Annotated in this window: 26 protein-coding genes, 1 tRNA gene and 2 pseudogenes; 8 read left to right on the top strand and 21 right to left on the bottom strand. The window is 32.0% G+C overall.

Annotated features, from left to right (window positions below; translation table 11 throughout):
* Positions 1-333: lysophospholipid acyltransferase family protein (locus tag ACK5ON_RS04130; RefSeq protein ID WP_409820153.1), on the bottom strand; the 333-nt coding region annotated here is incomplete at its 3' end.
* 94 nt (positions 334-427) lie between these two features.
* Here ACK5ON_RS04130 and ACK5ON_RS04125 point away from each other — a divergent pair.
* Together ACK5ON_RS04125 and ACK5ON_RS04120 are read left to right on the top strand one after the other, a co-directional pair.
* The gene (locus ACK5ON_RS04125; protein ID WP_409820150.1) at positions 428-1,069 is read left to right on the top strand and encodes a rhomboid family intramembrane serine protease; all 642 of its coding nucleotides are present in this window, start codon (positions 428-430) and stop codon (positions 1,067-1,069) included.
* Positions 1,070-1,118: 49 nt separating this feature from the next.
* Positions 1,119-1,811 (top strand): SIMPL domain-containing protein, encoded by a 693-nt coding sequence (locus ACK5ON_RS04120; protein ID WP_409820147.1) that lies wholly within the window; start codon positions 1,119-1,121, stop codon positions 1,809-1,811.
* A 77-nt stretch (positions 1,812-1,888) separates the two neighbouring features.
* Here the strand turns inward: ACK5ON_RS04120 and ACK5ON_RS04115 are convergent, their stop codons facing one another.
* The 6 genes from ACK5ON_RS04115 to ACK5ON_RS04090 all read right to left on the bottom strand — a co-directional run bounded on the left by ACK5ON_RS04115 (position 1,889) and on the right by ACK5ON_RS04090 (position 6,461).
* The gene (locus tag ACK5ON_RS04115) at positions 1,889-2,422 is read right to left on the bottom strand and encodes a hypothetical protein (protein ID WP_396176218.1); all 534 of its coding nucleotides are present in this window, start codon (positions 2,420-2,422) and stop codon (positions 1,889-1,891) included.
* Positions 2,423-2,719: 297 nt separating this feature from the next.
* A tRNA-Tyr gene (locus ACK5ON_RS04110) sits at positions 2,720-2,801 on the bottom strand.
* Positions 2,802-2,950: 149 nt separating this feature from the next.
* Positions 2,951-3,433, bottom strand: coding sequence for a TlpA family protein disulfide reductase (locus tag ACK5ON_RS04105; RefSeq protein WP_396176230.1), 483 nt, complete (start codon positions 3,431-3,433; stop codon positions 2,951-2,953).
* Positions 3,382-4,113, bottom strand: a complete 732-nt coding sequence (locus tag ACK5ON_RS04100) for a DUF4369 domain-containing protein (protein ID WP_396176216.1) — start codon at positions 4,111-4,113, stop codon at positions 3,382-3,384. Before ACK5ON_RS04100 ends, ACK5ON_RS04105 begins: the two co-directional genes overlap by 52 nt.
* A gap of 80 nt (positions 4,114-4,193) precedes the next feature.
* Positions 4,194-5,606, bottom strand: a complete 1,413-nt coding sequence (locus tag ACK5ON_RS04095) for an MBL fold metallo-hydrolase (protein ID WP_409820143.1) — start codon at positions 5,604-5,606, stop codon at positions 4,194-4,196.
* Between the two features lie 63 nt (positions 5,607-5,669).
* Positions 5,670-6,461, bottom strand: coding sequence for a sulfite exporter TauE/SafE family protein (locus ACK5ON_RS04090; RefSeq protein ID WP_409820140.1), 792 nt, complete (start codon positions 6,459-6,461; stop codon positions 5,670-5,672).
* 202 nt (positions 6,462-6,663) lie between these two features.
* Here ACK5ON_RS04090 and ACK5ON_RS04085 point away from each other — a divergent pair, with 202 nt between their 5' ends.
* Both ACK5ON_RS04085 and ACK5ON_RS04080 read left to right on the top strand, forming a co-directional pair.
* Positions 6,664-8,646 (top strand): endonuclease, encoded by a 1,983-nt coding sequence (locus tag ACK5ON_RS04085; protein ID WP_409820137.1) that lies wholly within the window; start codon positions 6,664-6,666, stop codon positions 8,644-8,646.
* 5 nt (positions 8,647-8,651) lie between these two features.
* The gene (locus tag ACK5ON_RS04080; RefSeq protein ID WP_409820134.1) at positions 8,652-9,164 is read left to right on the top strand and encodes a hypothetical protein; all 513 of its coding nucleotides are present in this window, start codon (positions 8,652-8,654) and stop codon (positions 9,162-9,164) included.
* 61 nt (positions 9,165-9,225) lie between these two features.
* Here the strand turns inward: ACK5ON_RS04080 and ACK5ON_RS04075 are convergent, their stop codons facing one another.
* The 3 genes and pseudogenes from ACK5ON_RS04075 to mnmE all read right to left on the bottom strand — a co-directional run bounded on the left by ACK5ON_RS04075 (position 9,226) and on the right by mnmE (position 12,263).
* Complete coding sequence (locus ACK5ON_RS04075; protein WP_409820131.1) at positions 9,226-10,299, bottom strand: acyloxyacyl hydrolase; 1,074 nt, start codon at positions 10,297-10,299, stop codon at positions 9,226-9,228.
* A gap of 357 nt (positions 10,300-10,656) precedes the next feature.
* Positions 10,657-10,806 (bottom strand): annotated as a pseudogene (gene prfB / locus ACK5ON_RS04070) (peptide chain release factor 2); the annotation flags it as partial.
* A gap of 65 nt (positions 10,807-10,871) precedes the next feature.
* A complete protein-coding gene (mnmE, locus tag ACK5ON_RS04065) occupies positions 10,872-12,263 on the bottom strand; it encodes a tRNA uridine-5-carboxymethylaminomethyl(34) synthesis GTPase MnmE (RefSeq protein ID WP_409820128.1) in 1,392 nt (463 codons plus the stop codon).
* A 146-nt stretch (positions 12,264-12,409) separates the two neighbouring features.
* Here mnmE and ACK5ON_RS04060 point away from each other — a divergent pair, with 146 nt between their 5' ends.
* Positions 12,410-13,243, top strand: coding sequence for a universal stress protein (locus tag ACK5ON_RS04060; protein WP_396176752.1), 834 nt, complete (start codon positions 12,410-12,412; stop codon positions 13,241-13,243).
* 54 nt (positions 13,244-13,297) lie between these two features.
* Here ACK5ON_RS04060 and dnaN read toward each other — a convergent pair whose 3' ends face one another.
* From dnaN to ACK5ON_RS04035, 5 genes are all read right to left on the bottom strand, one after another.
* Positions 13,298-14,416 (bottom strand): DNA polymerase III subunit beta, encoded by a 1,119-nt coding sequence (gene dnaN, locus ACK5ON_RS04055; protein WP_409820125.1) that lies wholly within the window; start codon positions 14,414-14,416, stop codon positions 13,298-13,300.
* A 62-nt stretch (positions 14,417-14,478) separates the two neighbouring features.
* Positions 14,479-16,164 carry a gliding motility-associated ABC transporter substrate-binding protein GldG gene (gene gldG / locus ACK5ON_RS04050; protein WP_409820156.1) on the bottom strand — a complete coding sequence of 562 codons (1,686 nt, stop codon included), beginning with the start codon at positions 16,162-16,164 and terminating at the stop codon, positions 14,479-14,481.
* The gene (gene gldF / locus ACK5ON_RS04045) at positions 16,161-16,886 is read right to left on the bottom strand and encodes a gliding motility-associated ABC transporter permease subunit GldF (RefSeq protein ID WP_396175453.1); all 726 of its coding nucleotides are present in this window, start codon (positions 16,884-16,886) and stop codon (positions 16,161-16,163) included. Before gldF ends, gldG begins: the two co-directional genes overlap by 4 nt.
* 67 nt (positions 16,887-16,953) lie before the next feature.
* Positions 16,954-17,250 carry a putative quinol monooxygenase gene (locus ACK5ON_RS04040; protein WP_396175451.1) on the bottom strand — a complete coding sequence of 99 codons (297 nt, stop codon included), beginning with the start codon at positions 17,248-17,250 and terminating at the stop codon, positions 16,954-16,956.
* Between the two features lie 265 nt (positions 17,251-17,515).
* Positions 17,516-18,373 (bottom strand): S-adenosyl-l-methionine hydroxide adenosyltransferase family protein, encoded by an 858-nt coding sequence (locus tag ACK5ON_RS04035; RefSeq protein ID WP_396175449.1) that lies wholly within the window; start codon positions 18,371-18,373, stop codon positions 17,516-17,518.
* A gap of 124 nt (positions 18,374-18,497) precedes the next feature.
* Here ACK5ON_RS04035 and ACK5ON_RS04030 point away from each other — a divergent pair, with 124 nt between their 5' ends.
* Positions 18,498-19,451 carry a PhoH family protein gene (locus ACK5ON_RS04030; RefSeq protein ID WP_409820120.1) on the top strand — a complete coding sequence of 318 codons (954 nt, stop codon included), beginning with the start codon at positions 18,498-18,500 and terminating at the stop codon, positions 19,449-19,451.
* Between the two features lie 109 nt (positions 19,452-19,560).
* Here the strand turns inward: ACK5ON_RS04030 and ACK5ON_RS04025 are convergent, their stop codons facing one another.
* Positions 19,561-20,553, bottom strand: coding sequence for a hypothetical protein (locus ACK5ON_RS04025; RefSeq protein WP_409820117.1), 993 nt, complete (start codon positions 20,551-20,553; stop codon positions 19,561-19,563).
* 115 nt (positions 20,554-20,668) lie between these two features.
* Here ACK5ON_RS04025 and ACK5ON_RS04020 point away from each other — a divergent pair, with 115 nt between their 5' ends.
* On the top strand, positions 20,669-21,616 hold the full coding sequence (locus tag ACK5ON_RS04020) for a phosphoribosylaminoimidazolesuccinocarboxamide synthase (protein WP_409820115.1): 948 nt from the start codon (positions 20,669-20,671) through the stop codon (positions 21,614-21,616).
* Positions 21,617-22,091: 475 nt separating this feature from the next.
* Positions 22,092-22,568 (top strand): hypothetical protein, encoded by a 477-nt coding sequence (locus ACK5ON_RS04015; RefSeq protein WP_409820113.1) that lies wholly within the window; start codon positions 22,092-22,094, stop codon positions 22,566-22,568.
* 68 nt (positions 22,569-22,636) lie between these two features.
* Here the strand turns inward: ACK5ON_RS04015 and ACK5ON_RS04010 are convergent, their stop codons facing one another.
* The 5 genes and pseudogenes from ACK5ON_RS04010 to ACK5ON_RS03990 all read right to left on the bottom strand — a co-directional run.
* On the bottom strand, positions 22,637-23,356 hold the full coding sequence (locus ACK5ON_RS04010; protein ID WP_409820111.1) for a head GIN domain-containing protein: 720 nt from the start codon (positions 23,354-23,356) through the stop codon (positions 22,637-22,639).
* Between the two features lie 2 nt (positions 23,357-23,358).
* A complete protein-coding gene (locus tag ACK5ON_RS04005) occupies positions 23,359-24,411 on the bottom strand; it encodes a hypothetical protein (protein ID WP_409820108.1) in 1,053 nt (350 codons plus the stop codon).
* Entirely contained in the window at positions 24,395-24,928 is a 534-nt protein-coding gene (locus ACK5ON_RS04000; protein ID WP_409820105.1) for an anti-sigma factor, read from the bottom strand. The genes ACK5ON_RS04005 and ACK5ON_RS04000 overlap by 17 nt, the downstream gene beginning before the upstream one ends.
* The gene (locus ACK5ON_RS03995) at positions 24,925-25,470 is read right to left on the bottom strand and encodes an RNA polymerase sigma factor (protein ID WP_409820103.1); all 546 of its coding nucleotides are present in this window, start codon (positions 25,468-25,470) and stop codon (positions 24,925-24,927) included. The genes ACK5ON_RS04000 and ACK5ON_RS03995 overlap by 4 nt, the downstream gene beginning before the upstream one ends.
* A 146-nt stretch (positions 25,471-25,616) precedes the next feature.
* Positions 25,617-25,737, bottom strand: a pseudogene (locus tag ACK5ON_RS03990) (M42 family peptidase); the annotation flags it as partial.

The following is a 25,737-nucleotide window of genomic DNA, read 5'->3' as shown; positions in this document are numbered from 1 at the left end:
TTTTTGTTTTTTTTCTAATGCTGTGTAGAGTTCTAAATTGGTAAAAACAAACCTTTTGTTCATTTCTTTTTCAGAAATAGTCATCGTTTTCATCATTTCCAGAAACATATCACAAAGGTGATGGTAGGACTTTTTTTCAATGTTTAACCGCTCTTTTTCAGACAGGTGTGGCAATGTCATAGCAATATTTTTTCGAACTACTTTTTTTCGGTAACCAATGACATGATATACTAAAACATATACCATATCTGAAAACACATATAATATTCGGAAAGGTAGAATCGAGATAAACCAAATTAAGGGATAAACTAAAATAAAAACAACAAGTTGCATTCGAATAATTTTATGCAAATATAAAGTTAAAAGTTATTTATCTATTTAACATTAACAAAACATAAAGTATTATTTTTACTGAAATATTTCAACAATGGAAAACCTTTTTTTGTTTGCAATTATTCTTGTGAACGTGCTATTCAGTAGTAAAGGATTTAATGATGAGTCTTTTTTTAGAAAATACCAATTTCATGTGGGCAGTATTCGTGCTGGTGAACAATTCCGAATGGTTACTTCGGCATTTTTGCATGTTGATATAATGCATTTGGCATTTAATATGCTGACCTTGTGGTTTTTTGCACCTGTGGTTTGTAGTTTTCTTGGTGATTTGTCATTTGTTCTAATCTATTTTGGTAGTTTAATTTTTGGTAGTTTATTGACAATGTTGTTTCACAAAGAGGAATATAGTTATAGTGAAGTTGGAGCATCGGGTGCAGTAACTGGAGTTTTGTATTCCGCAATATTATTGCAACCCGATATGATGTTGGGTATCTTTTTTATCATTCCTATTCCGGCATATCTTTTTGGAATAGCGTATTTATTGTATTCCATTTATGGGATGAAAGCCAAAAATGATAACATTGGTCACACTGCACATTTTGGTGGCGCTATTGGTGGTTATGCAATTACTTTGTTGAAAGAACCAATGCTTTTTGAACAACATACTTTAATGGTAATATTGTTGGCCATTCCTATCATTATTCTTTTTGTAATGGCTAAAATGGGTAAATTATAACTGGCATAACTTTTGAAAATAGAAAATAATAATATAAAAAATAAATATCATGAAAAAAACAGTTGTAATGATAGCTTTAATTGTTGCTGTCACAGTTCAAGCTCAAGATCAAAAAGCACAAGTTCCACAAATTTCAGTCTCTGGAGAAGGTAAAGTAAAAGTTGTTCCCGACCAAGCTGTTGTTACTGTTGGTTTTCAAAACGCTGGAAAAGAAGCTAAAGAAGTTAAAACGCTAAATGATGAAGTGGTTGATAGAGTAATTAAGTTTCTGAAGAAAAGTGGCATTCCAGCAACCGACTATAAAACAAATAATGTAAGCTTGAATAGAAGCTATGATTATGAAAAAAAGAAATACAATTTTCAAGCCAATCAAACACTAACTATTATGATTAAAGATTTGACAAAGTATGATGAAGTCATGATGGGATTGAATGACGCTGGCGTAAATTCGATACAAGGTGTGGAATTCAAATCTTCAAAAATGGAAGAGTATGAAAAAGAAGCTCGAAAAAATGCCATAATTAATGCCAAACAAAAAGCAGCCGACTATGTTTCCGTTCTTGGGCAAAAAGTGGGCAAAGCATTATTGATTACTGATAATTCCCAACCCTATTATCCACAACCGATGTATAAAGGTGGAATGATGGCAATGGCAGCCGATTCTTCTGCTCCAAGAGAAACTCTTGCTGTTGGTGAAATTGAAATCAACACTAATGTGAGCGTGACTTTTGCTTTGGAATAAGTAAAAAACGTATAAATTTTAATTAAAAACTCCCTTTTTGTTAATTTCAAAAAGGGAATTTTTTTTATAAGAAACCTTTATTTTTTTGGTAATGGTGCGCCAACGGCAACGGCACAATCATGACCAGCTTGACCATGCGGTGGGTTCATTCCGGGAGCAGTAACTGTTTCTGTTGTATTTGGATTTAATATGGCTGGTGTAGTTGCAGCTTGAGTTGTTGGAGCCGGAGTAATAGTGGAACTAGTCACAACAGGTTGAGATGTTGCTATCCCTGGACTAGGTTGTTTGCTTTTTGGCGAATTTAAAGGGGCACCAACGGCTATATCACAACGATGTCCTGCTTGTCCGTGTGGCGGATTCATTCCTGGTTTTGTTGCTACAGGATTTGGTGTAATAACTTGCCCATTTTGAGTAGCCGTTTGATTTTGAACTGGAGCTACATTTTGTGTTGTGGGTTGAGTGTATGTTTGGGCAGGAATAGCTTGAACTCTTGGCATAATTATCTCTTTTGGAGTTGTACTTGGAGTATTACTGGTGGTATCATCTTCTTTTTTACAAGATATAAATAGTATTGATAGTAGTAAAGAACTAAAAAATAGGTTTGGTTTCATTTTTATTTTTTTAAGATTCCAAATATAACTTTTTTTAAAATAAAAAAGTATAAACTCATAAAAATGAATTTACGCTTATTTAAGAATAGGATTTTGCTTCGCCATCCTGAAAGCTACGCTTTGAAAACACATCAAACAAAAAAACGCTAAGTGAACTTGGCGTTTTTCCTTATTGATGTATTTATTCGTGGGGAGAGCAGGATTACTTCGTGATCCGTAAGGGTGGACCCTTACGCACTATTTTAAAACAAAAATACCATCAAGCGAGCTTGTGGTTTTTTCTTTTTTAAAATAGTGTGGGGAGAGCAGGATTCGAACCTGCGAAGATGTAATCAGCGGATTTACAGTCCGCCCTCGTTGGCCGCTTGAGTATCTCCCCCAATGCAGTGTGCGGTTGCAAATATAAAAACACTTTTGGGGTTCACAAATTAAATATTTTTATTTTAGTGATACTTTTTTTAATCTTTTGGTTTTGAGTAAAATAAAAAATCTCCCTTAGGAGATTTGATTTTTAGTTTTTCAACAAAATTATTTTTTTGCTAAAAGTTCGTTGATTTTTGCTTTTAGATCTTCACCAAACAAATCTATCGCCACTATTTTCCCATCAGAATCTAATAAAAAAGTTGTTGGAATTTGTGTAATTCCATATTGGATTGCAATAGGGTCTTTCATTTCTTTCAAATTGGATACTTGAGTCCATGTTAATCCATCTTTAGCAATCGCATTTTTCCAATCTTCAGTATTATCATCTAGGGAAACACTTATAATATTGAATCCTTTCTTGTGAAATTCATTATATAATGCAATAACTTTTGGATTTTCTTCTCTACACGGTTGGCACCATGATGCCCAAAAATCGATTAAAGTAACTTTACCTAGACTTTCTTTTAATGAAACTATTTTTCCTGATGGAGTTGGTGCTTTAAAATTGGGTGCTACAGTTCCAACAGCTGGTTTAACTACTTTTGGGCTGGTTTTTTTTTTAAAACATCCAGATTTTGTTTGATAGATTTACCTGTTTTAGTTTTTTTCAATGACTCATCAAGTGAATTAAATACTTTTTCAACTTCTTTTTCAGTGAAGTTTCCATTATTTAACATCGCTTGAGTAATTAGTACACTAATAAATGATTTTGGATGTGTTTTAGGATAATCAAAAGTATAATCAGTCATTTCTTTTTGAATGATATCGTATTCTTTTTTCAACTTGTTCATTGCAACAGTGTCATTGGTTTTCTGAGCTTCTTCAATGATAGTTTTGTTTTTCATTTGAAAAGCCATTACATTTTTTTGTAATTTTTTCTGTATTTTAGTACTTTCATCTGTGAATTTTGAAAACTCATCATTATTATAAGTTCCCCCTATTTTTGATTTGAAAACACTGTCTTTATCAACTTCAATATTTATTTCACCGCCTTCTAAAATTACAGGAATTTTTCCATTTAATTTATCAACTTGGATGAAATGAATTTCTGGTTCCGAAGTTTTTCCTTTGATTTCAAATTTTCCGTCAACGATTTTTACAGTATCAATAGCCGTAATTCCCATACCCATTGGACTTTGTTTTTCTAAATAAACTTTACCTGTTTTCATACCTTTTGTAGTTCCAGTAATTATATAATCACCTTTACCAAGTTTATTACAAGAAAATAATACTACAGCTACAGTTACTAAAAGAATAATTTTTTTCATTTTTTTCATTTAAATTTTTAAAGAATGCAAATGTATTTAATTTGCAATAGGATAAAGAATATTTTATGGTTTTTTTATAATTATTTTAGGGTAGATGGACAAACAAATTTTGTGCAAGGTACAGTGGTTTGTTTGATGCCATTCATTCCTTTTTCTACATTAATTAGATTGTGTATCCCTCTTGATTTCAAAATGGAAGCCATGATAACAGAACGATAACCACCGGCGCAATGTAAAAAGAATTTTTTGTCTTTTGGAACACTTTGAAAATTTTCATTAATAGAATCTAATGGAATATTGAGTGAATCTTCAACATGTTCTGCCTCATATTCAATAGGTTTTCGTGCATCAACAACGATACTATTTTTTGAGAATTGATTTGAAAATTCTTCTGGAGAAATTGATTCTATAGTGTCTGTCTCGAAACCTACTTTTTGCCATGCTTCAATTCCATCTTTCAAATAACCCAAAACATGATCAAATCCTACACGTGACAATCTTGTAATGGTTTCTTCTTCTTTTCCTTCGGGAGTAACCAAAAGTAATTTTTGATTAACATCACGAAGCAATGAGCCAACCCAGGGCGCAAAATTTCCATGAATTCCGATAAAAATGGAATTGGGAATATGTGCCTTTACAAAATCATTTTCATGCCGAACATCTAAAACTAAAACATCGCCTTGATTGGCAATTGTTTCAAATTCTGTTGGTGATAAACCAATATTACTCTTTTCGATTATAGAATCTAAACTCTCATATCCTTTGATGTTTAACATCACATTTTGAGGAAAATAGGCAGGTGGAAGTCCCAAACCATCTACTAATTCTTTGGTAAATTCTTCTTTAGTCATATCGGCACGAAGCGCATAATTGGTTTTCTTTTGATTGCCCAAAGTATCGGTGGTTTCTTTACTCATGTTTTTGCCACACGCACTTCCAGCGCCATGACTTGGATACACAATTAAATCATCAGCCAAAGGCATAATTTTATTTCGCAGCGAATCAAAAAGATAGGACGCTAATTTTTCTTGAGTAAGTTCTGCTGTTAGCGCTTGTGCTAAATCTGGTCGTCCAACATCACCAATAAACAGCGTATCGCCAGTAATTATTCCGTGTTGTTTTCCGTTTTCATCAATCAAAAGATAGCAAGTGCTTTCCAGTGTATGTCCGGGTGTGTGGATGGCTTTGATAGTATAATTGCCCACTTTGAACTCTTGATTATCAGTGGCAATAATGGCCTCAAATTCGGGATTTGCCGTTGGTCCGAATACAATTTTTCCACCACTTTTTTGAGCTAAATCGATATGGCCCGAGACAAAATCGGCATGAAAATGCGTTTCAAAAATGTATTTAATTTTGGCATTGTCTCTCGAAGCTCTATCCAGATAGGGTTGTACTTCTCTCAGAGGATCAAATAGTGCGGCATCTCCATTATTTTCGATGTAGTAGGCAGCTTGTGCTATGCATCCGGTATAAATTTGTTCGATTTTCATTGTGGAAAGTTTTGTGCAAATTTAACTAATAGACAATTAAAAGTCAGTTGATTTTAGAATACTTTATGAAAAAATTTCTTTATAAAGTATTATTACTGACATCACTAATACGAATATGCCAAATATTTTTTTTAACAGTTTTTCGTTTAAATATTTTTGAATATAAAGTCCGATAAATATTCCAATAACAGCAATTGAAGTGAAAAGTAAAAGAAAACTCCAATCAATGACCGTGTTTTGAACATCGCCAAGAAAGCCAATTAATGAATTGATAGTTATGATTATAAGCGAAGTGCCAATGGCTTTTTTCATTGGTAATTTTGCGAATTTTAAAAGAGCCGGAATGATTAAAAATCCACCTCCGGCACCAATTAATCCTATAAGTATTCCAACAAAAAACAATTGAACAATAACGGCAAATTTGGACTTATTATTTTCTTCAAAAGGAATAGTCTCTTTCTTTTCTTTTAACATGGAAATAGCCGCTATAAACATTACGATGGCAAAAAGCAACATCAAAAAAGTTTCTTTAGACAATTCAAAAGCACCAAAATAGAAGACGGTGTCAGGAATTTTTGGGACAATAAATTTTCTAGTAATGTAAACCCCAATTACAGAAGGAAAGGCAAATAGAAAAGCGGTTTTGGGCGCAATTAATTTTTTTTTGAAATTTTGAAAACTTCCAAAAGCCGAAGTGGTTCCAACAATAAATAAAGAATAAGCCGATGCCATTATTGGATTTAAGCTCATGATATAAACCAAAATCGGAACGGCTAAAATGGAACCGCCACCTCCAGTAATCCCCAAAACTAATCCAATGAGAATCGCGCCAAAATATCCTAAAATTTCTAACATTATTTAGCTAAAATAATAACAATGTAAAAATAGCATAAATGTTTTACTTAAAAGGAATTAATATTTTTGTAAAATTCGGCTACAGGGATTCTATTTCTTAAAGTTTTTTCTTTACTAAACATCAAATAATAGTTAATTTAATAGTCTTTTACTATGTAATTGTTCACATCTTGATATATTTGGTTTCAAATTAAATACCACAATGTTCAAAAAAATACTTTCGTTCTTTTTTTTTATTACTTTTTCAATTACCAATGCTCAGGTTGTCATTAACGAATTAGATGCTGATACGCCAAGCACCGATAATTTAGAATTTATTGAATTAAAATCAGTAACGCCTAATTTTTCTTTAGATGGTTATGTACTCGTTTTTTTTAACGGTAGTACAACGGGATTAACTTCTATTAGTTATTATGCTTTAGATTTAGATGGTAAAACTACTGATATTAATGGGATAATTCATTTTGGTAATTCACAAGTTTCACCCACACCAAAAATTATTTTTCCTAGTGCCACGATACAAAATGGTCCCGATGCCATAGGATTGTATCTAGGTAATGCTTCCGATTTTCCGTTAAATACTGTAGCAACAGCAACTGGGTTGATTGATGCCATTGCATATTCTAATAGTACAACAGTACAACCAACTACTTTAATGTCAACTTTTGGAATCAGCATTTGTACCAATGAAAATCAAACTAATTTAGCTTCTACAAAATCTATTCAAAGAAAAACAGACGGAACTTATGAAGTAAAAACTCCAACCCCAGGTTTAAATAATGACGGTTCGGGTGTTGTTTTAACCTATTTAACAATGACACCAAGCGTTACTTCAATTTCAGAAGGACAAAGTTTTACCATTACATTCACTTCGTCTCAAGTAGTTACAGGAAGTAATTTGGTTGTTAATTTTATTTTAAATAACGGAAGTTTTACTAATGCTGATTTTTCTGGAACTTTATCTGTGACCATTCCTGTTGGAGCCACTACCGGAAGTACAACCATTCAAGTTCTAGACGATGGTGTCAATGATGGCGATGAAGAACTTTCAATTTTTATTGGAACTATTCCTGCAGGTTATAGTTTGGATAATAATAATGTTATTGTGCGAGTTACTGATGTAAATTTTACGGTATTACCTTTTGGAACTCCCGCAAATCCTAGTTATGGCAATGTCACATCTACAGCGCCGTTGGGGTATTATAGTTCGTTAGAAGGATTGTCAGGAACAGCATTAAAACAAGCGCTTCAAGATATTATTGCAAATCCTTCGGTTGTTCGTGTGCATAATTATGATGATGTTTGGGACATACTCAAAACCTCCGATCAAAATCCTGAAAATAGTAATCAAGTTTGGTTAATTTATACAGAAACTCCTCGTTCAAAAATTGATTTACAATTGGGAAATAGTAATGTAGGTAAATGGAATAGAGAACATATTTATTGTCAATCTCGTGGTGGATTTTCAACGGGTACCGATTATTTAACGCCATTTTCGGATGGAATTACCATTTGGACGGCAACAACAGGAGCTAATGATATTGGAGCTGGAGTTTGTGACGCGCATCATATTAGAGCAGTTGACGGTCAGGAAAATTCTTCTCGAAACAACAGAAATTATGGAGTAGACTATAACGGACCAATTGCCACACCAACAACAACTTGGAAAGGCGATGTTGCTCGTGCTTGTTTTTATATGGCAGTTCGATACGACGGATTGAATGTGGTTAATGGGAATCCGCCTGAAAATAGTATTGGTCAAATTGGGGATTTAGCTACATTATTAACTTGGAATCAAACTGACCCTAGAGATGATTTCGAAATGAACAGAAACAATTATATCTATACATGGCAGGTAAACAGAAACCCTTTTATTGACTATCCAAATTTAGCAGATTATGTTTTTGGATCCAATTTTGGTCAACCTTGGTTTTCTACTTTATCCAATACTGATTTTGTTTTGAATAAAGTTACTATTTATCCTAATCCTACCAAGGATTATTTCATTGTTTCTGGATTGGATACTGCAAGTAAAATAGAATTATTCAATACTGTGGGTTCAAAAGTTTTTGAGTCAGAATTTACAGGAGAACAACAATTCAATATTGAGGTAACGGCTGGAATTTATTTGGCTAAAATCACTACGGATGATAAATTTGTGATTCGAAAAATTCTTATGGAATAAAATTTATGGAAAATTCACACGATAGAAGACAGTCTCCATTATATAAAAAGTCGGAGCAAATTTTTAAACTCACCCATGCTTTAATTGAAATAATACCTCATGATAACGAGTTTTTACAAGAAACTTGCTCAAAATTTATGATGGAGGATGCCATGATGATTTCCGCTAAAATATCGGGTGCTGAAGCGGTAGATTTATATGATATTAAAATGGAGAATGCAGCTATAATAAGAAAATGCGCAAGGGAATTATATGTTAGAGCAGGAAGTTTAAGATTTGAAGAGGATATAAAAGACAAAGAATATATTGAACTATTACGTAACGAAATTGACGAATTTCGCCTACTGTTTATTGATTGGGTGGCATCATTCGATCAATGGAATTATATAATAGATCGTTGGGGATTATTTAATCCTCCCGGAGTTTCTGCTCATGATAAAGATCCCGATGATGATATTCCTTTTAATCCAAAAGATTTTTTTGAAGGGATGAATTTAGATGACCCTGAAGAAGAATAGCGTTATTTGCTTAAATCATAGTTATCGGGGGAGATCTTCGATAGAAATGGCACATATACATTTACCATCTGTAAACGAGTCGTACATCGGCAAAATTAGCGACTTGCTTATGGGCTAATAAAGAAATTCCTGCACTTATTTTGGATGTTATTTTATGAGTAAATGTCCATCGATGGTAAAACGTATCATATTTATTTTCGGGGTTTAACAAATGAAATCCAATTTGCTGTCCAAAATTGAGTTTACCCCACAAAAATTGATGCCCCAACAATAGTCCTTGTCTTAGGCCAATGGAGGATTTGTTATCTTCGATTTTGATTTGCTTCACTAACGAGTTATCAAAGAAAAATTCTGTACCTACATTGAAAGCGTGTGTTCTTGCTGTTTGCCAGTTATGTTGCAATTGAAATCCTGCGATTCCATATTTGGTAGGACTTTCATTATCCGGGTTTCTAATGGCTCCAAATAGACTGAACTCCCAAAAGTTTTTATTGGTGTGTTTATGGGCATTGAATCTTTTTTTCAAATTTTTTGTGTTTACCGGATTGGTTGTGTGGTAGGTTAAACCAAAATTTGCAGTTGTCCAATTAATCCCTTTATTGGGCAATTTAACACCTGAATTACTAGTGTGTCTGTAACTTGCTCCTAAATTAAAGATCATTCTTTTAGTAATGGCTATTTTAGTTTCCCAACCTATGGCTAAATAAGCACTTATATAGGTACTGTAAGATTGATTATTTGGGTTAGCTATTGGTCTATTAGGATTGGTTAAATATGCTGCACCTACATTAAAATTAAAAGCAGTGCTTAACCATCTGTTAATGGTTATATTGGGCGAAATAAAATAATTGACTGTTATTCCTTTACCCAAAATCGTGTTATTAAAATCGGTATAGCCAATGGCAAATCCTTGTGATGGAAATCCATTGAAAGAGGAATGATACAAGCTATCTAACCGTTTGAAGGTATATTTTAATTCAATTCCATTGGTGGTGCTTCCTCCCACATTTTCTACATCTTTATCATGGGCAAAAACACTTCCCGTATTGTAATCAATTGAAAAACTTTTCTCTGTTTGAGAAAAAACACAACTTACAATTGAAATTAAAAGTAAAGTATAATATAGTTTATTCATTTATAATCATTAACTAGTTTGCACCAAACGCTGCCATTGGTAACTTGGCGATATGAAATTTAACCAAGTCAATTTTTCGCGATGTCACCCATACAAATATAACCAACAAAACAAAAAAAAATCACCAAAAAAAATTAAAGAAAAGAGATGCTTTTTTAAGCCCGTATTTCTTTCCCTAATCTTTGTTAGTCATTAGTCTATAGTCCTTAGTCTTTTAGTAGAGTAGAATAATAAATACCCTAAATACTCGGCACCTCCTGAATACAGACATCATAATGCTACTAAATAAAATTGCTCACATAAAAAAAAAATCGGAACCCGTTGTCCGATTCCGATTCTTTATAGTGATCAAATGGATTATTCCTCTTTTTGACCCATCATCATCAAAAAGGATTTCAAGAATGCGTTAATCTCACCGTTCATTACCACTTCCAAGTTGCTAGATTCATAATTCGAGCGTACGTCTTTTAGTAGTTTATACGGATGCATTACATAATTTCGTATCTGAAACCGTTTTTAACCCAAAAGATTTTTTTGAGGATATGAATTTTGATGACGAAGAAGAGTAAAATTTACTTCCCGATACAGAAATTCGCAAAAATATTCCCTAAAAGCTCGTCATTAGTTACTTCGCCAGTAATTTCTCCAAAGTAGTACAATGCTTGTTTGATGTCGATAGCCATCAGGTCAGAAGGCAATCCACTGTTTAAACCAAATCTCACTTTCTGAATTTCTTCTAATGCTTTTAATAGCGAATCATAATGACGTGTGTTGGTCACAATGGTTTCATTATTGCGCAATGCTCCGGTATTTACAAAAGAAAGGAGTTGGTTTTTTAAATCTTCGATACCGGTTTTTTCTTTAGCAGAAATAAAAATTGAATTTGAGATTTGAGATTTGAGATTTGAGATTTGTGATTCTTTCATCAAATCCATTTTATTAAAAATAATCAATAACGTTTTCAATGGAAATTGATTTTTAATTTGTGCTATTTCCTTTTTTAAAGTTGCTACTTCAATCCCCCCTTTGGGGGTTAGGGGGCTTAAATACAAAACCACCTGCGCTTGCTCAATTTTTTCAAACGTTTTTTTGATGCCGATACTTTCCACTACATTTTTTGTTTCCCGAATTCCAGCCGTATCGATAAATCGAAAACCAATGCCGCCAATCGTCAATTCGTCTTCAATAGTATCGCGAGTGGTTCCCGCAATTTCCGAAACGATGGCTCTTTCATCGTTTAATAATGCGTTAAGTAATGTTGATTTTCCCACATTGGGTTCACCCACAATGGCTACGGGAATGCCGTTTTTAATTACATTACCCACCGCAAACGAATCGATTAAGCGTTTTAAAACAAATTCAATTCGTGTCAATAATTCTTGAAACTGAGTTCTATCGGCAAATTCAACATCTTCTTCGGCAAAGTCTAATTCGAGTTCGATAAGCGAAGCAAAATTTAAAAGTTCTGCTCTCAATTTGGCAATTTCATTCGAGAAACCGCCACGCATTTGTTGCATTGCAATTTGATGGCTGGCTTCATTATCGGATGAAATCAAATCGGCAACAGCTTCGGCTTGGGATAAGTCGAGTTTACCATTCAGAAAAGCACGTAGCGTAAATTCACCAGCTTGTGCCATTCGACATCCTTTTCGCAATAGTAATTGTATAATTTGTTGTTGTATGTGTGTAGAGCCATGGCACGAAATCTCCACAACATCTTCGCCAGTATAAGAATGTGGGTTTTTGAATATCGAAAGCAATACTTGATCATATACTTTTCCGTCCTCAACAATATGTCCAAGATGAATAGTATGCGTTTTTTGTTTTGAAATGGATTTACCCGAAACCGACTGAAATAGTTGTTCAGCAATAGTTAGTGAATCTTTGCCTGAAAGTCGGATAATTGCAATAGCTCCAGCACCTGACGGTGAAGCTAAGGCAACAATAGTTTCTTGAGAAATCATTTTTAAAGATTTCAGCAAAGTTAAGAAAACTAAATAAGTATTAATTGTTTAAAAACATTTCATGTTAAATCATTTATAAACTGATAATTATCATTTTAATTGAATAGAAATAGGCGTAAATTTGTTTTAATATAAAATTTATTACAATGAAGAAAATCCTTTTACCAATAGACTTTTCTGAAACTTCAGATAATGCTTTTGTTTATGCTATTGAAATGGCTAAAATATTCAAAGCCGAGTTGGTTTTATTGCATACGTTTGAGTTGCCAATTGTTGATAGTCAATCGCTTCCTATTAATTATGCGGTAATTTATGAAACGATAGAGCTAACTAACTTTGATCATTTTAAAGAAAAAATGCCACAATTACGCACCATTGCCGAAGAAAGAAATTTGAATCACATCGTTATGAGCCATATTTTAATGGATGGCGATTTGGTTTATAATATTAAAAAAGTGGTCAAACAAGAAAATATTGATTTTGTTGTAATGGGAACAAATGGAGCTGAGGGTTGGTTGGACTCTTTCCTTGGAACAAATACAGGTGCTGTTATTTCAGATGTTACAGTTCCTGTATTGAGTGTGCCAAAAGGTACTAAATTCAGTAAATTTGAAAATATTGCTTTTACAACCCGTTTTAGAAAAAAAGACATCGAAGCTCTGGTCAAAGTACTATTGATGGCAAAGAAACTTCGTGCTAAAGTGAAATGTTTACATGTCAAAACTTCCGATTCAGATGTGAATACAGACACTATTAATAGATGGAAATCTCATTTTGATGATGAGGAAAACTTGCAATTTTTTATTATTCCGAGTGATGATGTAAAGGAAACAATTGAGGATTTTCTGGTTACTCAAGATATTGATTTGTTGGCAATGCTAACGTATAAAAGAAACTTTTTTGAAGGACTTTTTACTAATACTACTACTCAAAAATTATCCTATCATTTAAAAACACCAATACTAGCTTTTCATGAATAAAAAAAGCGTCTCAAAAATAAATTGAGACGCTTTCTATTATAATGGTTGTTTATATTAGTTGTTCAACATTACTGGCATTACCAGCATGGTAACGGATTCGCCTTCGTCTAAACCATCAATTGGCGTTAAGATTCCAGCGCGATTTGGCATCGACATTTCTAACATAATTTCATCAGAAGTTAAATTAGTTAACATTTCTGAAAGGAAACGGGAGTTGAAACCAATCTGCATATCATCGCCTTGATAATCACACGTCAAACGCTCTTCGGCTTTGTTTGAGTAATCAATATCTTCGGCGGAAATGTTCAATTCGGCACCAGCAATTTTCAAACGAATTTGGTGTGTAGTTTTATTGGAGAAAATAGAAACACGACGCACAGAATTTAGTAATAAAACTCTGTTAATCATTAATTTGTTTGGATTTTCTTTTGGAATTACGGCTTCGTAGTTTGGATATTTTCCATCAATCAAACGACAAGTCAATATATAACTATCAAAACTGAAAGTAGCATTCGAATCGTTGTATTCAATAGTAATATCTGATTCAGAAGTTCCTAAAATACTTTTTAAAATATTCAAAGGTTTCTTAGGCATAATGAAATCAGCCACTTCAGAAGCTTTTACATCGGTACGTGAATATTTTACTAATTTGTGAGCATCTGTAGCAACAAAAATCAACCCTTCTGGCGAAAATTGGAAAAATACACCGCTCATCACAGGTCGTAAATCATCATTTCCTGCAGCAAAAATTGTTTTGCTAATGGCTGTTGCCAAAACATCTGAAGGCACAACAGTTGAAGAGGGATTGTCTAAACTAACCGATTTTGGAAACTCATCTCCGGGAGCATAAGCAATTGCATATTTTCCAGAATTGGAACTGATTTCAATCGTACTGTTTTCTTCAACAGTAAAGGTTAACGGTTGCTCTGGAAACGTTTTTAGAATATCTAATAACAATTTTGCAGGAACAGCGACACTTCCTTTGCTCGTCGAGTCAATTTCTAAAGTAGCCGACATGGTGGTCTCTAAATCAGAAGCTGAAACAGTTAACGTTTTATTGTCTAATTCAAACAGAAAATTATCTAAAATAGGTAAAGTATTACTGCTGTTGATAACACTACCTAAAACTTGGAGTTGTTTTAATAAGTAGGAACTTGATACTATAAATTTCATCTCAATTTAATTTTTACAAATATATCTTAAACTAAGAGATTTCAAAAAGTTTTTTATTAACATTACTTGCTGTATTTTCGCTTGCGCAAAAAGGTAAACACTACACCAAACAACATTAGAATACCTATTGGAACAGCTACAGTTATGACTTGCGAAAGGGTATAAGTGTCATATACTTTTTCTTTATCCAAGATAGGTAAATCAACTTCCTTACTACGAATGTTAATAAGTCCGTTGTCGTCTAGTAAATAATTGACGCAATTCATTAAGAACTCTTTATTGGCATACAAATTATTGGTCCATTTATCATAACCCAATTCCAAGGGTTGCCCGTTTTTGTCCAATTGATTTTTGATTACATCACCATCTGAAATGACAATCATTTTATTGTTTTTTCCTTTGTTTTGGAAAGTAGCATCTTTAAAAGGCAACACTCTATTTTGATACATCGAATGGAATTGGCCTTCTAATAAAAGGGCAACTGGATAATTTCCTTTGCTTTCAAATTCTTTTCTGTCAGGTCGAAGGGAAACCATAGTAAGACTTATTTGTGATGGTGTTCCAATAATTTTAGAAGCTTGAGAAGATTGCAATAAAACCGTTTTTTTTATATCGTTTTTGAGTGGTTCCATCGGACTTGCAAACTCAAATTTGATTCCATCAAGATTACTCACTATAGGGTTTTTTGAAGTTGGATATATCATAGGTGAAAAAAACCAAGGATATTGGGTGTATTGTGTCGCACTTCCTTGTTCTCCAGTAGCCAAAGCAATTGGGGTGTTTTGTAAATCAAAAATCAAATCAGGACGCATTCTAACGCCATATTTGAAGAACATGTCGTTCAAATTCAAATCTCTAGGGAAAGCTAAATTTGACCCCATTTCGTTATATAAACTATCCATTTCCATATTGACTTGATCTACAAGCCAAAGTGTTTTTCCACCACTGATGATGAATTGGTCTAAGACTTGTTTTTCCTCTTCAGTAAAAGCTTCTGTTGGCTTGGCAATTACAGCTAAGTCATATTTTTTCAGGTATTTTAAAGTCTCATTTGGACTTTTGGCCACAGAGTCTAAGGTAAATGGTCCGATATAATAGTTGTCTTTTACCGACTTAATAAAATCAGCCATGTATCGGTCTTGTAATTCACCATTTCCATTTAAAATCACTACCTTTTTTTGTTTGTCTTTGGCTACTGTATTGATAGCATTGGCAAAAGCATATTCCAAATGTTGTACTGAACTCACCACTTTTTCTGCGGTTGATGCACCCATCATATTTTTTAGCAATGGCACTTTCACAGAACGATTAGCGCATGAGGCTACTGCCCATGGGAAAACAATTTCTTGTGTTTGTTGCCCTTTGTCATTTACGGTTACATTCACGGGTGTTAAACCACGTTCCATAAACGATTGTAACGTTGCTACTTTCTGGTCTTCGTCTTCCAAAGGATTGACAAATTGGAAAATAATATTGTGATTTTCGGCTTTGAACTCTTCTAATAATTGTTGGGTTTCTGTTTGTAATTTTTTAAATTCTCCCGGAAATTCTCCTTCAAGAAAAACATCAATATACAAGGGTTCTTTGACTTCGCTGACAATGTTTAACGAGGTTTGAGAGAGCGTATATCTTTTATCAGACGTTAAGTCAAAACGTTTGAAAACAAAATGCCCAGCAAAGTTCAACACTATAATTAGGGCAACAGTAGTCAGTACTTTTTTTAAGTTATTTTTAGTAGCGCTCATTATGATTTTAAGGATTTAAGTTTAAAAACAGTGAACGATAAAAACAAAAAGGAAACACTCAAAAAATACAATACATCACGAGTGTCAATTACGCCACGCGACATACTTTTGAAGTGATACTCCATTCCAAACTTGGAGATTACCTCTTCAAAACCTTTGGCATAATTAGCAATTCCTTGAAACCCATAATAAAAAATAAAACACAAAAAGACTGAAAGTAAGAATGCTACAATTTGGTTTTCGGAAAGTGTTGACGTATAAATTCCGATGGCAGTATAAGCAGCGACTAAAAATAGTAACCCAAAATAAGAACCCATCGTGCTTCCCAAATCAATATTTCCCTCGGGGGAACCCAAACTTGATATAACGTAAACATAGACTAGAGTTGGCACTAAAGCGATTACAATCAACAGAAACGAACCTAAAAATTTTCCGTTTACAATTTGCCAAATGGATAATGGTTTGGTTAACAAAAGTTCGATAGTTCCTTGTTTCTTTTCATCCGAAAAACTGCGCATTGTGACCGCTGGAATGAGGAAAATCAATATCCAAGGTGACAATGTAAAAAACGGACTTAAATCGGCAAAACCACTTTGTAAAATATTGTATTCACCATCAAAAACCCAAAGGAATAGTCCATTGAGCAAAAGAAAAATGGCTATCACCAAGTAGCCAATTGGCGAACCAAAAAAGGATTTTATTTCTCGTAATGCGATTGATTTCATTAATTTTTTTGTTTAAAAGGTTTAACAGTTTAAAGGTTTAAATTTGTTGATTTTTACTGAACACTAATTACTCTAAACTGACCACTTTGTTAACACTCCACGCCTCGGGTTTATCGTTGAATAATTTTTTGGTAAATGTCCAAACTTCGTCAAATAACGCCGATTTTCTGTAATTTTCCAAATCAGCTTCGGTTTCCCAAAAACTATAGGTAAAAAATAGACACGGATTATTTTTGTCCTGATACAATTCTAAAAAACGATTGCCTGTTGCACCACGAATTTTATCTTTCATTAATTCAAAATTCTCCAAAAACCTCGGAATATTTTCTTCGTGGAAACTCATTTTTACTATTCTGATGAACATAATTTTCTTCTAACTATTAATAAAAGAATAAACTATAATTTAGCTTAAAACTGCTATTACTATTGAATTGCCCGTTTGAAGACATAATTTGGTTGTGATACAATTTGAAATACATATATCATTTTCGGTTTCATATTTGAAACTTACAATCGTGTTTAAAATTTCAAATCCTAATAAAAAAACATCTAAAATAGAAAATATTACAAAAATGTAAAATGTTGCTTTTTTCAATTTGAACATTAGTCTATTTTCTATTTTCTTTTCTCTAATGCTTAAAATCAATCGTCACCACATCTCTATAATTCAAACCTAATAAGCTATTGGCCGAACCCACATTGTCTGGATTACTTCTAAAAATGGCAATTTCGAGAAACCCCGATTCGTTAAAAATAGCCAATTTTTCGCCTTCACGCTCTTTAATTGTGTATGTGTCTGAAATAATATCAGAATATTTCGAAAAAATAGTTTTGATTGGAAATATTTTTTTATTTCTTTGAATACCCAGTTCATAAGTACGACCAAAAGTAATCTCATATGGACGACCTTTTCCGGTTTCCAAAAACAGAGTTTTAGAAATATTTGTCACTACATTACCATAATTATCAATATAAATTACATACCCTTTTATTTGGTTATCCAGAACTATTGCTTGTAGTTCAGTAACTTCTTTTATTTTTTTAATTTCTTTACCAATAACGTTAAGCAAACCACCTTTGGCTAAATGACAAGCTATTTTTACAAACACATCCAAATCGGTAGCATCGCTCGATAATCGCTCGTGGATATTTATGGCAACTATTTTCTGTGGAACAATTTTTTGAATCAGCATACTCAAAATTCCATTATCGGCACAAATGAAGTATTGGTCATTCCATTGCATAGCAATGTGTATGTTTTCCGAATTCAATTCGATGTCAACACCAATCAAATGTACAGTTCCTTTAGGAAAACTGCTGTAAGCTGCACTTATTATATAAGCTGCTTCAGCAATATTAAAAGCGTCAATATCATGTGAAATATCAATAATAGTTGCTTCTCGAAACTCCGATATTATTTTACCTTTTAAAGCACCCACAAAGTGGTCTTTTAATCCATAATCGGTTGTTAAGGTAATTATTGACATAAATTGTTTATAACTTAGTAGAAACAGAAATTTAAAATTGTAAAACCTATTCTATTATTTAATTAAATTTGAATGCAAAGCTAATAATTATATAGCTAATTATTTTAATTTAATACTACTGCTTTTGAACGAACGTATCATTGAATTACACGACATCGCACCAAAAGAATTTTGGGGCGCTCAAGATACACATCTTGAAACTATTAAAAGGTACTATCCAAAACTTAAAATTGTAGCGCGAGGAACAACACTCAAAGCTTTTGGCGAAAAAGAAGAACTCGATGAGTTTGAAAATCGCTTCAATCGCTTGATGTTGCATTTTACTCGCTATAATAATATTGATGACAATGTCATTGATAGAGTGATACATAGCAATTCTCACGAAGAGCAACGTATGCCGGATAGTGATAAAATTCTGGTACATGGAATAGGAGGAAAGCTTATCAAAGCGATGACACCTAACCAACAAAAAATGGTGGATGTTATACAAAAGAACGACATGATGTTTGCTGTTGGTCCAGCTGGAACTGGGAAAACCTATACAGGAGTTGCCTTAGCTGTAAAAGCACTAAAAGAAAAACAAGTAAAGAGAATTGTCCTTACCCGTCCTGCGGTAGAAGCAGGAGAAAATCTTGGTTTCTTACCAGGAGACATGAAAGAAAAACTTGATCCTTATATGCAACCATTGTATGATGCATTACGAGATATGTTGCCTCCACAAACTTTAGAAGACTATATTCTGAAAGGAATTATTCAAATAGCACCATTAGCATTCATGCGTGGTCGAACATTGGATAATGCATTTGTAATATTAGATGAAGCTCAAAATACGACACATTCGCAAATGAAAATGTTCCTTACACGTATGGGCAAAAATGCAAAGTTCATTATTACTGGTGATCCAGGACAAGTAGATTTACCACGAAGAACCATTTCGGGTTTGAAAGAAGCTATCTTGGTTTTAAAAGATATTGAAGGAATTGGTATTATTTATCTTGACGATAAAGATATTGTCCGCCACAGATTAGTTAAAAAAGTAATTGATGCTTATAAAAGTATTGAGAACAATGATTATTAGACAATAATTTGTCATACTGACTAAGGAATAAACCAAAGCCCTGTCAAATGTATTTTGATAGGGTTTCTTTTTATTTTGAATTAAGCATCGAAAAAGAAACATTTATTTATCATAGATTTTTCAACCATTGTTTGAAATCTAAAAAATTCATTTTTAAGACAGCTTTTATATTTAATTGGGTATCATTATTTTTTAATCTATTTCCATCATATACATAATATAGTTGTCCATCTATATCTTGAATGTCAAGCTGATGCATTCCGGCATTAAATTCGGGTATGTTTTTTTGTCTTTTTAGAAAGAGATTTTTTATCTTTTCTACTTCATAATTTGATTTATTGAATTTGAATTTATATAAAGAAATTCCGTATCCATATCCATGACTTGAGTTTTGAACGGGTAATATCAATCCATCTTTTGCATTATAAAATCTTCCTCCTGGTCGAGATTCTGATCCCATCAAAGGGTTTGGGTTTTTGTGAAGTTTCCAATCTCCAAATAACGAATTTGAAGTGTAAAGTTGCATCGTTAAATTTGCATCAGACCCTGCAATTATATTTAATGTATCAGACAAAAAGATTGATGGATCTTTTAGTTTTATATTTGAAATTAAAGTATCACATATTTTCCAATTATATGGAAATTTTTCTGCTTTGTAAAGAAGTACATTTTCTGCTGCTTGAGTCTCAGGAATCATGTAATACTCGTTTTTATATTTAAATACCTGAGGATAAGATAGATGAAATTTTTCTTTTAATACTGTGCCTTTATAGTTATAATTATATCCATCTTTTGATGTTAACAAACCAATTTTGGCAGGATGAATATTTTTTATTTTATGTTCAAAGAAAATGTAAAAAGTATCTTTTTCTTTTACAAAAAAAGGATCAGCCATAAATTGGGTTGAATCGTTATCTATATTCAGATTTTCATATGAATAAATTTTATTTTTAGAAACTGATATGGAGTCTGGATATTCTTTAGAAAATCCGTACCCAAGTGACCACGGTCCAGAAACATTTCTATAAAACGGTATTCTAGTATTCAAATAAAGTATGAGACAAACAAATAAAACTAGCACTATAAATACTTTTTTTCTCATAAACTTTTAATTTACAATCTTGGTTAATTTGCAATATTACAATTTTATATAGTTAATCTATAAGTTGTCTATCATTTCAAAACAAATTACTTTTGCACCATAACTAAAAAATTAAATGAATACTATAACCACAACAAATTTCCACTTCCCAAATCAAAAATCGGTTTATCGAGGCAAAGTTCGCGAAGTATATAACATCAATGATGAGTTGTTAGTAATGATAGCAACTGACCGACTTTCTGCCTTTGATGTCGTAATGCCCAAAGGAATACCTTACAAAGGACAAATCTTAAATCAAATTGCGACTAAATTTATGGATTTGACAAAAGATATTGTCCCTAATTGGCTCATCACATCACCAGATCCAAATGTAGCAATTGGTTATCTATGTGAACCTTTTAAAGTTGAAATGGTTATACGAGGTTATCTTTCTGGTCACGCTGCTCGTGAATATGCTTTGGGAAAAAGGATTATTTGCGGTGTAGCGATGGAAGAGGGTTTGAAAGAAAATGATAAATTTGGAACGCCAATAATAACTCCAACCACCAAAGCTGATAATGGTTCTCATGACGAAGATATTTCTCGTGAAGCTATTTTAGCAAAAGGAATTGTTTCAGAAGAAGATTATCTGGTATTAGAAAAATATACCCGTGCTTTATATCAAAGAGGAACAGAAATAGCGGCCAACAGAGGTTTGATTTTGGTAGATTCTAAATATGAATTTGGCAAAACAAAAGATGGAGTTATAGTACTTATTGATGAAATCCATACACCAGATTCGTCACGTTATTTTTATGCAGATGGTTATCAAGAACGACAGGACAAAGGAGAAGAACAAAAACAATTGTCAAAAGAATTTGTTAGGCGTTGGTTAATTGAAAACGGTTTTCAAGGAAAAGAAGGACAACAAATTCCAGACATGACAGATGAATATATTGAAACAGTATCAGAGCGTTACATTGAATTGTATGAAAAAATCTTAGGAGAGAAGTTTGTGAAAGCTGATATATCAAATATTAATGAGCGCATTGAACAAAATGTTTTACAGTTTTTGAAACACTGAATACCTAATTGTTAAAGAGTAAGCCACGCAAAAGCGTGGTTTTTTTATGACCTTTTGTTAAATATTTGTTATAATATACTTTCTAGTGCAACAAAAATCTTTCTTGACACGACTTATGGATATAATTAAAAAAATTATTAAAATAATCATTATGAAATTAATCAAACTAATTATAATTAATCAAAAATCTCATTTTAACTTGAAAAATGGTTTATTTGATTACAATAATAACGCAATAAACATCTTATAAGTTAAAAAAATGTTAAATTTAAGTACTATGTAATACAAGATACATTATTATGGATATATATTTGCATAGGATATTAATAAGCATAATAAAATAATCAATAAAACAATTCATCTATAAATAACAACAGTTCAGAAATTTTAAATTTTACAAGAGTTATCACAAAACTAATTTTACACCAGAATTCAATCAAAACATTAAATAATAAAAATTAAAAAATTAATCATCATGAAAACAACAATCATTTTTTTAGGAGTAGCAGCTTTAAGTTTTACAAATATAATTGCGGCTAATGAGATGAAGGAACAAACTTTTGACAAACAACAAGAATTTACAGCAGTGGTTCTTGAAAATATTTTACAAGAAAAAGGGCAATTTGCTAAAAATCAAGAGTTTTCAAAAAATATTGAAGGAATTAACACGAATGACACAACAATTTTTAATCCAAGTTCTGTAGTAAAATCATCTAATGTAAAAACAGTGGAAGAGATTATTTCAGAAAACAATTTAGTAACCGAATCTAAAGAAGATGTTTATCAACCAATAACCTTGGAAAAAACCATTGAAGATAGCATTATAGAGTTTAATCAAATTATTGAAAGTACAATTTCAAATGAAGTTTATCCTTTAGATTTTGAAGTAATCAATAGTAAACAAGCTACAAATACTTATGAATTTAGAAGTAAAGATGCCTTGAAATCATAAAGAACTAGAATAAAAAAAAGTCCCAAAACAATTAAGTTTAGGGACTTTTTTTATTTATAACTAACCTCTTAATTTCCTGAAATATCACCAGAACCAGCAACGTTTGAATCGATAATTTTAGGATTTCCTTTGTATTGAATATTTCCGCTTCCGGCTACTTTAGCAATAAGATTATTGGTGCAATTCACTTCAAGACTTCCTGAACCAGCAACAGCAACGTCAGCATTTTGAGATACTAATTTTGTGCAATTCAAATCACCTGAACCTGCTGTTTTAGCTTCTAAATTTTCTGCTGTTCCTGAAAGTTTTAAGTTACCTGACCCTGCTATTTTTGCTACAATATTTTTTACATTAATTTCTAGAGCGCAATCACCAGAACCTGCCATTTTTGCTTCAAAATCTGTTGCGTTTATAGCATTTTTTGTAATCATATTTCCAGAACCTGCAAACGATATTTCGCTAATTTCTTCAAAAGGAATTGTAATAGTGATGTCTTGTTTGTAATCATAGCTTCTGTTTTTTTCAAAATACACTTTTAATTCGTTTCCAATTACTTCAGTAACGATGTGACTTATTATATTTTCATCGCCTTTTATGGTTATTGTTCCTTCTTTTCCAGAGACTAATTCAACATTGAATGAACCTCCTGTTGAAATATTATCATAGGATTCGGTAGTTCTAGTGATTGTAGTTTGAACTCCATTTCCTTTAACCTTTTCTTTATCCCAATTTTGAGCACTTGCAATTGAAATGCTAATTAATACTAGTGATACTGTTAGTTTTCTCATTGTTATTTTGTTAAAAGTTGAACGTTTCCGTAATTTGTTGTGATACTTATTTTAGATTTTCCTTGACTAATATGATACGCTGTGTAAGATTTTGAAGTGTTTTTTTCTGATTTTAAGGTATATTTTAATCCTACATTATCAATAAACGAACCATATTTTAGACTTACATTTATGTCAAATATATACTCTGATGCGCATGTTATTTTAGAATTGGAATAATTCCCATTGATTGAAATGGCATCGGTTTTATTTGAAGCAGAAAATTGGATATCGCTATAATTTGAATTTACAATTAATGAGTTTCCGATTTCACCTAATTTTAGGGTGAGATAATTTCCATCAATGGCAATTTTTTGAATTGATTTTGAATTGATTTTGGTATAATTTGAAGATAAATTCAAACTTCCAACATTTTGAAAACTAAGTGTATTATAATTTCCTTCAATGTTAATTTGATTTACTTTCTGAAAATCAACCTCAGAATACTGACTTTGTAAATTAATTTTATCAATAGAGTTTATGCTTGAATTTGGTGCATAGGCAATACTTATATTATTAGTTTTATTGTTAAATTGGCCTAAAATGATACTTCCATACTTACATTCAATTGCCGAACTTCCGTTAAGTTTGTCTACAGAAATGTTGCCATATTTATTGTCCAAATCAATGCTTCCATTTCGTGGAATTTTTACCACATAATTTATTTCATAACTTATGTTATTGCCTTTCCATTCTATAGTTGTAAAAATGGTTTCGGCTGAAACTTTGCTTATTGTTGCAGCAAAATCAACATCAATTGTATTGATTCGTTCGTTAATTTTTTTTTCGTTGTTTCCAGAAACTTTAATATTAACTTGAATCGAAATTTTGTTTTCATCCCATAAATACACATTTATATTCCCATAGGAATTGGTAATTTTTACTTGTGCATCATCGTTAACCAAATAGGTTTTTGAGATGTTTTTTTCTTTATTGTAGGCGTGTTTTTCTTCTGATGCATATCCAAAAATGGGAAGAAATGTAAAGAAATAAAGTAATTTATATATGTTTTTCATCTTCAATATTATTTATTTTATTAATGTCATCAACCTGTTCTAAAACCGATTTAATAAAGGAAATTCGAGTTTGCATATTGGTTATCATAGCATACAATATTTGTTTATTTTCGCCATTTTTTCCTATTTCTTCCTTCAATTTTTGATAATCTTTTTCAAGTACTTCCATTTGAATTAGCGCATCGTTTATTATCTCTTCATTCTGTTTGCTTTGTTTCTTCTTAAGTTGGTCCAATTCAGAACGAATTATGGAAGAAAAATAATCATGTGTTTCCTGGACTTGAGGAGAAAAAGTAACTTCTTGGATTTCTTTTGGTGCATAATTCATATAAAAAAATCCAAATCCTAATAGTAGTGAAGCTGCTATGGACAATGGAAGCCATTTATTTCTCTTCTTTTTAGATTTTTGTTTTCTTAATTTATAAATAAATCTTTTTTCATGACCTTCATTAGGAATTTCAAAATCCCAATCTTCTTGATTTTCAAATAATTCTTTCAATTTATTATTAGTTTTCATGGTGTATTTAATTTTGTTCTCAAACTTTCTTTTGCTCTGCTCATTATCGTTCTACAATTTTCGTAGCTTATATTTAATATTTGTGTAATTTCTTCTAAATCATAACCTTCAATAAAAAATAAGGTCAAAATGATTTTGTAATTTGGTTTCAAACTTTGAATTTTTTTTATGACTGTTTCGGCTTTTAATTCACTATACGAATTTAAATCTTCAGTATCCAAATCAATCACAGTTGTATTTTCAGTCAATGATTCAATTTGATACTTTTTCGATTTTTTAAATTCATCTATACTTTTGTTTACTACAATTTTTTTTAACCAAGCACCAAAAGTTACTTTTCCACTATACGAATCTAATTTTGTAAACGCTTTCAAAAAACTTTCCTGCATTATATCTTCTGCCAGTGCATGGTCATTAACAATCCTGAAAGCTACATTAAACATGGATTTATAATACTTATTATAAATTGTTAATTGCGCTTTTTCATTGTTTTCCTTACACTGATTTAGAAGAAAACTGATGTCTAATTCTTGGTTTTTCAATTTGCTTGGTTAACTATTCTTAATCAAAGACAGTAACAGTTTTTAAATGTTACAGTTTTAAAATAAATATTTTTTAAAACAAAAAAATCCAGTTAATAATTCTGGATTTTTTTACATACTAATTGCCAATAAGAGATTATGACGTTTTATTCAAAATATGAAAAATTATGTTCAGATTCAATTCTCAGCAAACTCTCATAAATCAATTTAATCACATTTTCTACATCCTCTCTATGAACCATTTCAACTGTAGTGTGCATATACCGC

The sequence above is a fragment of the Flavobacterium sp. genome (assembly GCF_046317795.1).
Lineage (GTDB): Bacteria > Bacteroidota > Bacteroidia > Flavobacteriales > Flavobacteriaceae > Flavobacterium.
This window is presented reverse-complemented; position numbering and strand designations above follow the sequence as displayed.

Excerpts from the sequence above, each read along its gene's own strand:
- ACK5ON_RS04090 (WP_409820140.1), bottom strand. The coding sequence starts at position 6,461 with ATGTTAGAAATTTTAGGATATTTTGGCGCGATTCTCATTGGATTAGTT.
- ACK5ON_RS04075 (WP_409820131.1), bottom strand. The coding sequence starts at position 10,299 with ATGAATAAACTATATTATACTTTACTTTTAATTTCAATTGTAAGTTGT.
- mnmE (WP_409820128.1), bottom strand. The coding sequence starts at position 12,263 with ATGATTTCTCAAGAAACTATTGTTGCCTTAGCTTCACCGTCAGGTGCT.
- ACK5ON_RS04120 (WP_409820147.1), top strand. The coding sequence starts at position 1,119 with ATGAAAAAAACAGTTGTAATGATAGCTTTAATTGTTGCTGTCACAGTT.
- ACK5ON_RS04020 (WP_409820115.1), top strand. The coding sequence starts at position 20,669 with ATGAATACTATAACCACAACAAATTTCCACTTCCCAAATCAAAAATCG.
- ACK5ON_RS04005 (WP_409820108.1), bottom strand. The coding sequence starts at position 24,411 with ATGAAAAACATATATAAATTACTTTATTTCTTTACATTTCTTCCCATT.
- ACK5ON_RS04000 (WP_409820105.1), bottom strand. The coding sequence starts at position 24,928 with ATGAAAACTAATAATAAATTGAAAGAATTATTTGAAAATCAAGAAGAT.
- ACK5ON_RS04100 (WP_396176216.1), bottom strand. The coding sequence starts at position 4,113 with ATGAAAAAAATTATTCTTTTAGTAACTGTAGCTGTAGTATTATTTTCT.
- ACK5ON_RS04085 (WP_409820137.1), top strand. The coding sequence starts at position 6,664 with ATGTTCAAAAAAATACTTTCGTTCTTTTTTTTTATTACTTTTTCAATT.
- gldF (WP_396175453.1), bottom strand. The coding sequence starts at position 16,886 with ATGAAATCAATCGCATTACGAGAAATAAAATCCTTTTTTGGTTCGCCA.
- ACK5ON_RS04125 (WP_409820150.1), top strand. The coding sequence starts at position 428 with ATGGAAAACCTTTTTTTGTTTGCAATTATTCTTGTGAACGTGCTATTC.
- ACK5ON_RS04040 (WP_396175451.1), bottom strand. The coding sequence starts at position 17,250 with ATGTTCATCAGAATAGTAAAAATGAGTTTCCACGAAGAAAATATTCCG.
- ACK5ON_RS04035 (WP_396175449.1), bottom strand. The coding sequence starts at position 18,373 with ATGTCAATAATTACCTTAACAACCGATTATGGATTAAAAGACCACTTT.
- ACK5ON_RS04060 (WP_396176752.1), top strand. The coding sequence starts at position 12,410 with ATGAAGAAAATCCTTTTACCAATAGACTTTTCTGAAACTTCAGATAAT.
- ACK5ON_RS04095 (WP_409820143.1), bottom strand. The coding sequence starts at position 5,606 with ATGAAAATCGAACAAATTTATACCGGATGCATAGCACAAGCTGCCTAC.
- ACK5ON_RS04115 (WP_396176218.1), bottom strand. The coding sequence starts at position 2,422 with ATGAAACCAAACCTATTTTTTAGTTCTTTACTACTATCAATACTATTT.
- ACK5ON_RS04025 (WP_409820117.1), bottom strand. The coding sequence starts at position 20,553 with ATGAGAAAAAAAGTATTTATAGTGCTAGTTTTATTTGTTTGTCTCATA.
- dnaN (WP_409820125.1), bottom strand. The coding sequence starts at position 14,416 with ATGAAATTTATAGTATCAAGTTCCTACTTATTAAAACAACTCCAAGTT.
- ACK5ON_RS04080 (WP_409820134.1), top strand. The coding sequence starts at position 8,652 with ATGGAAAATTCACACGATAGAAGACAGTCTCCATTATATAAAAAGTCG.
- ACK5ON_RS04010 (WP_409820111.1), bottom strand. The coding sequence starts at position 23,356 with ATGAGAAAACTAACAGTATCACTAGTATTAATTAGCATTTCAATTGCA.
- ACK5ON_RS04015 (WP_409820113.1), top strand. The coding sequence starts at position 22,092 with ATGAAAACAACAATCATTTTTTTAGGAGTAGCAGCTTTAAGTTTTACA.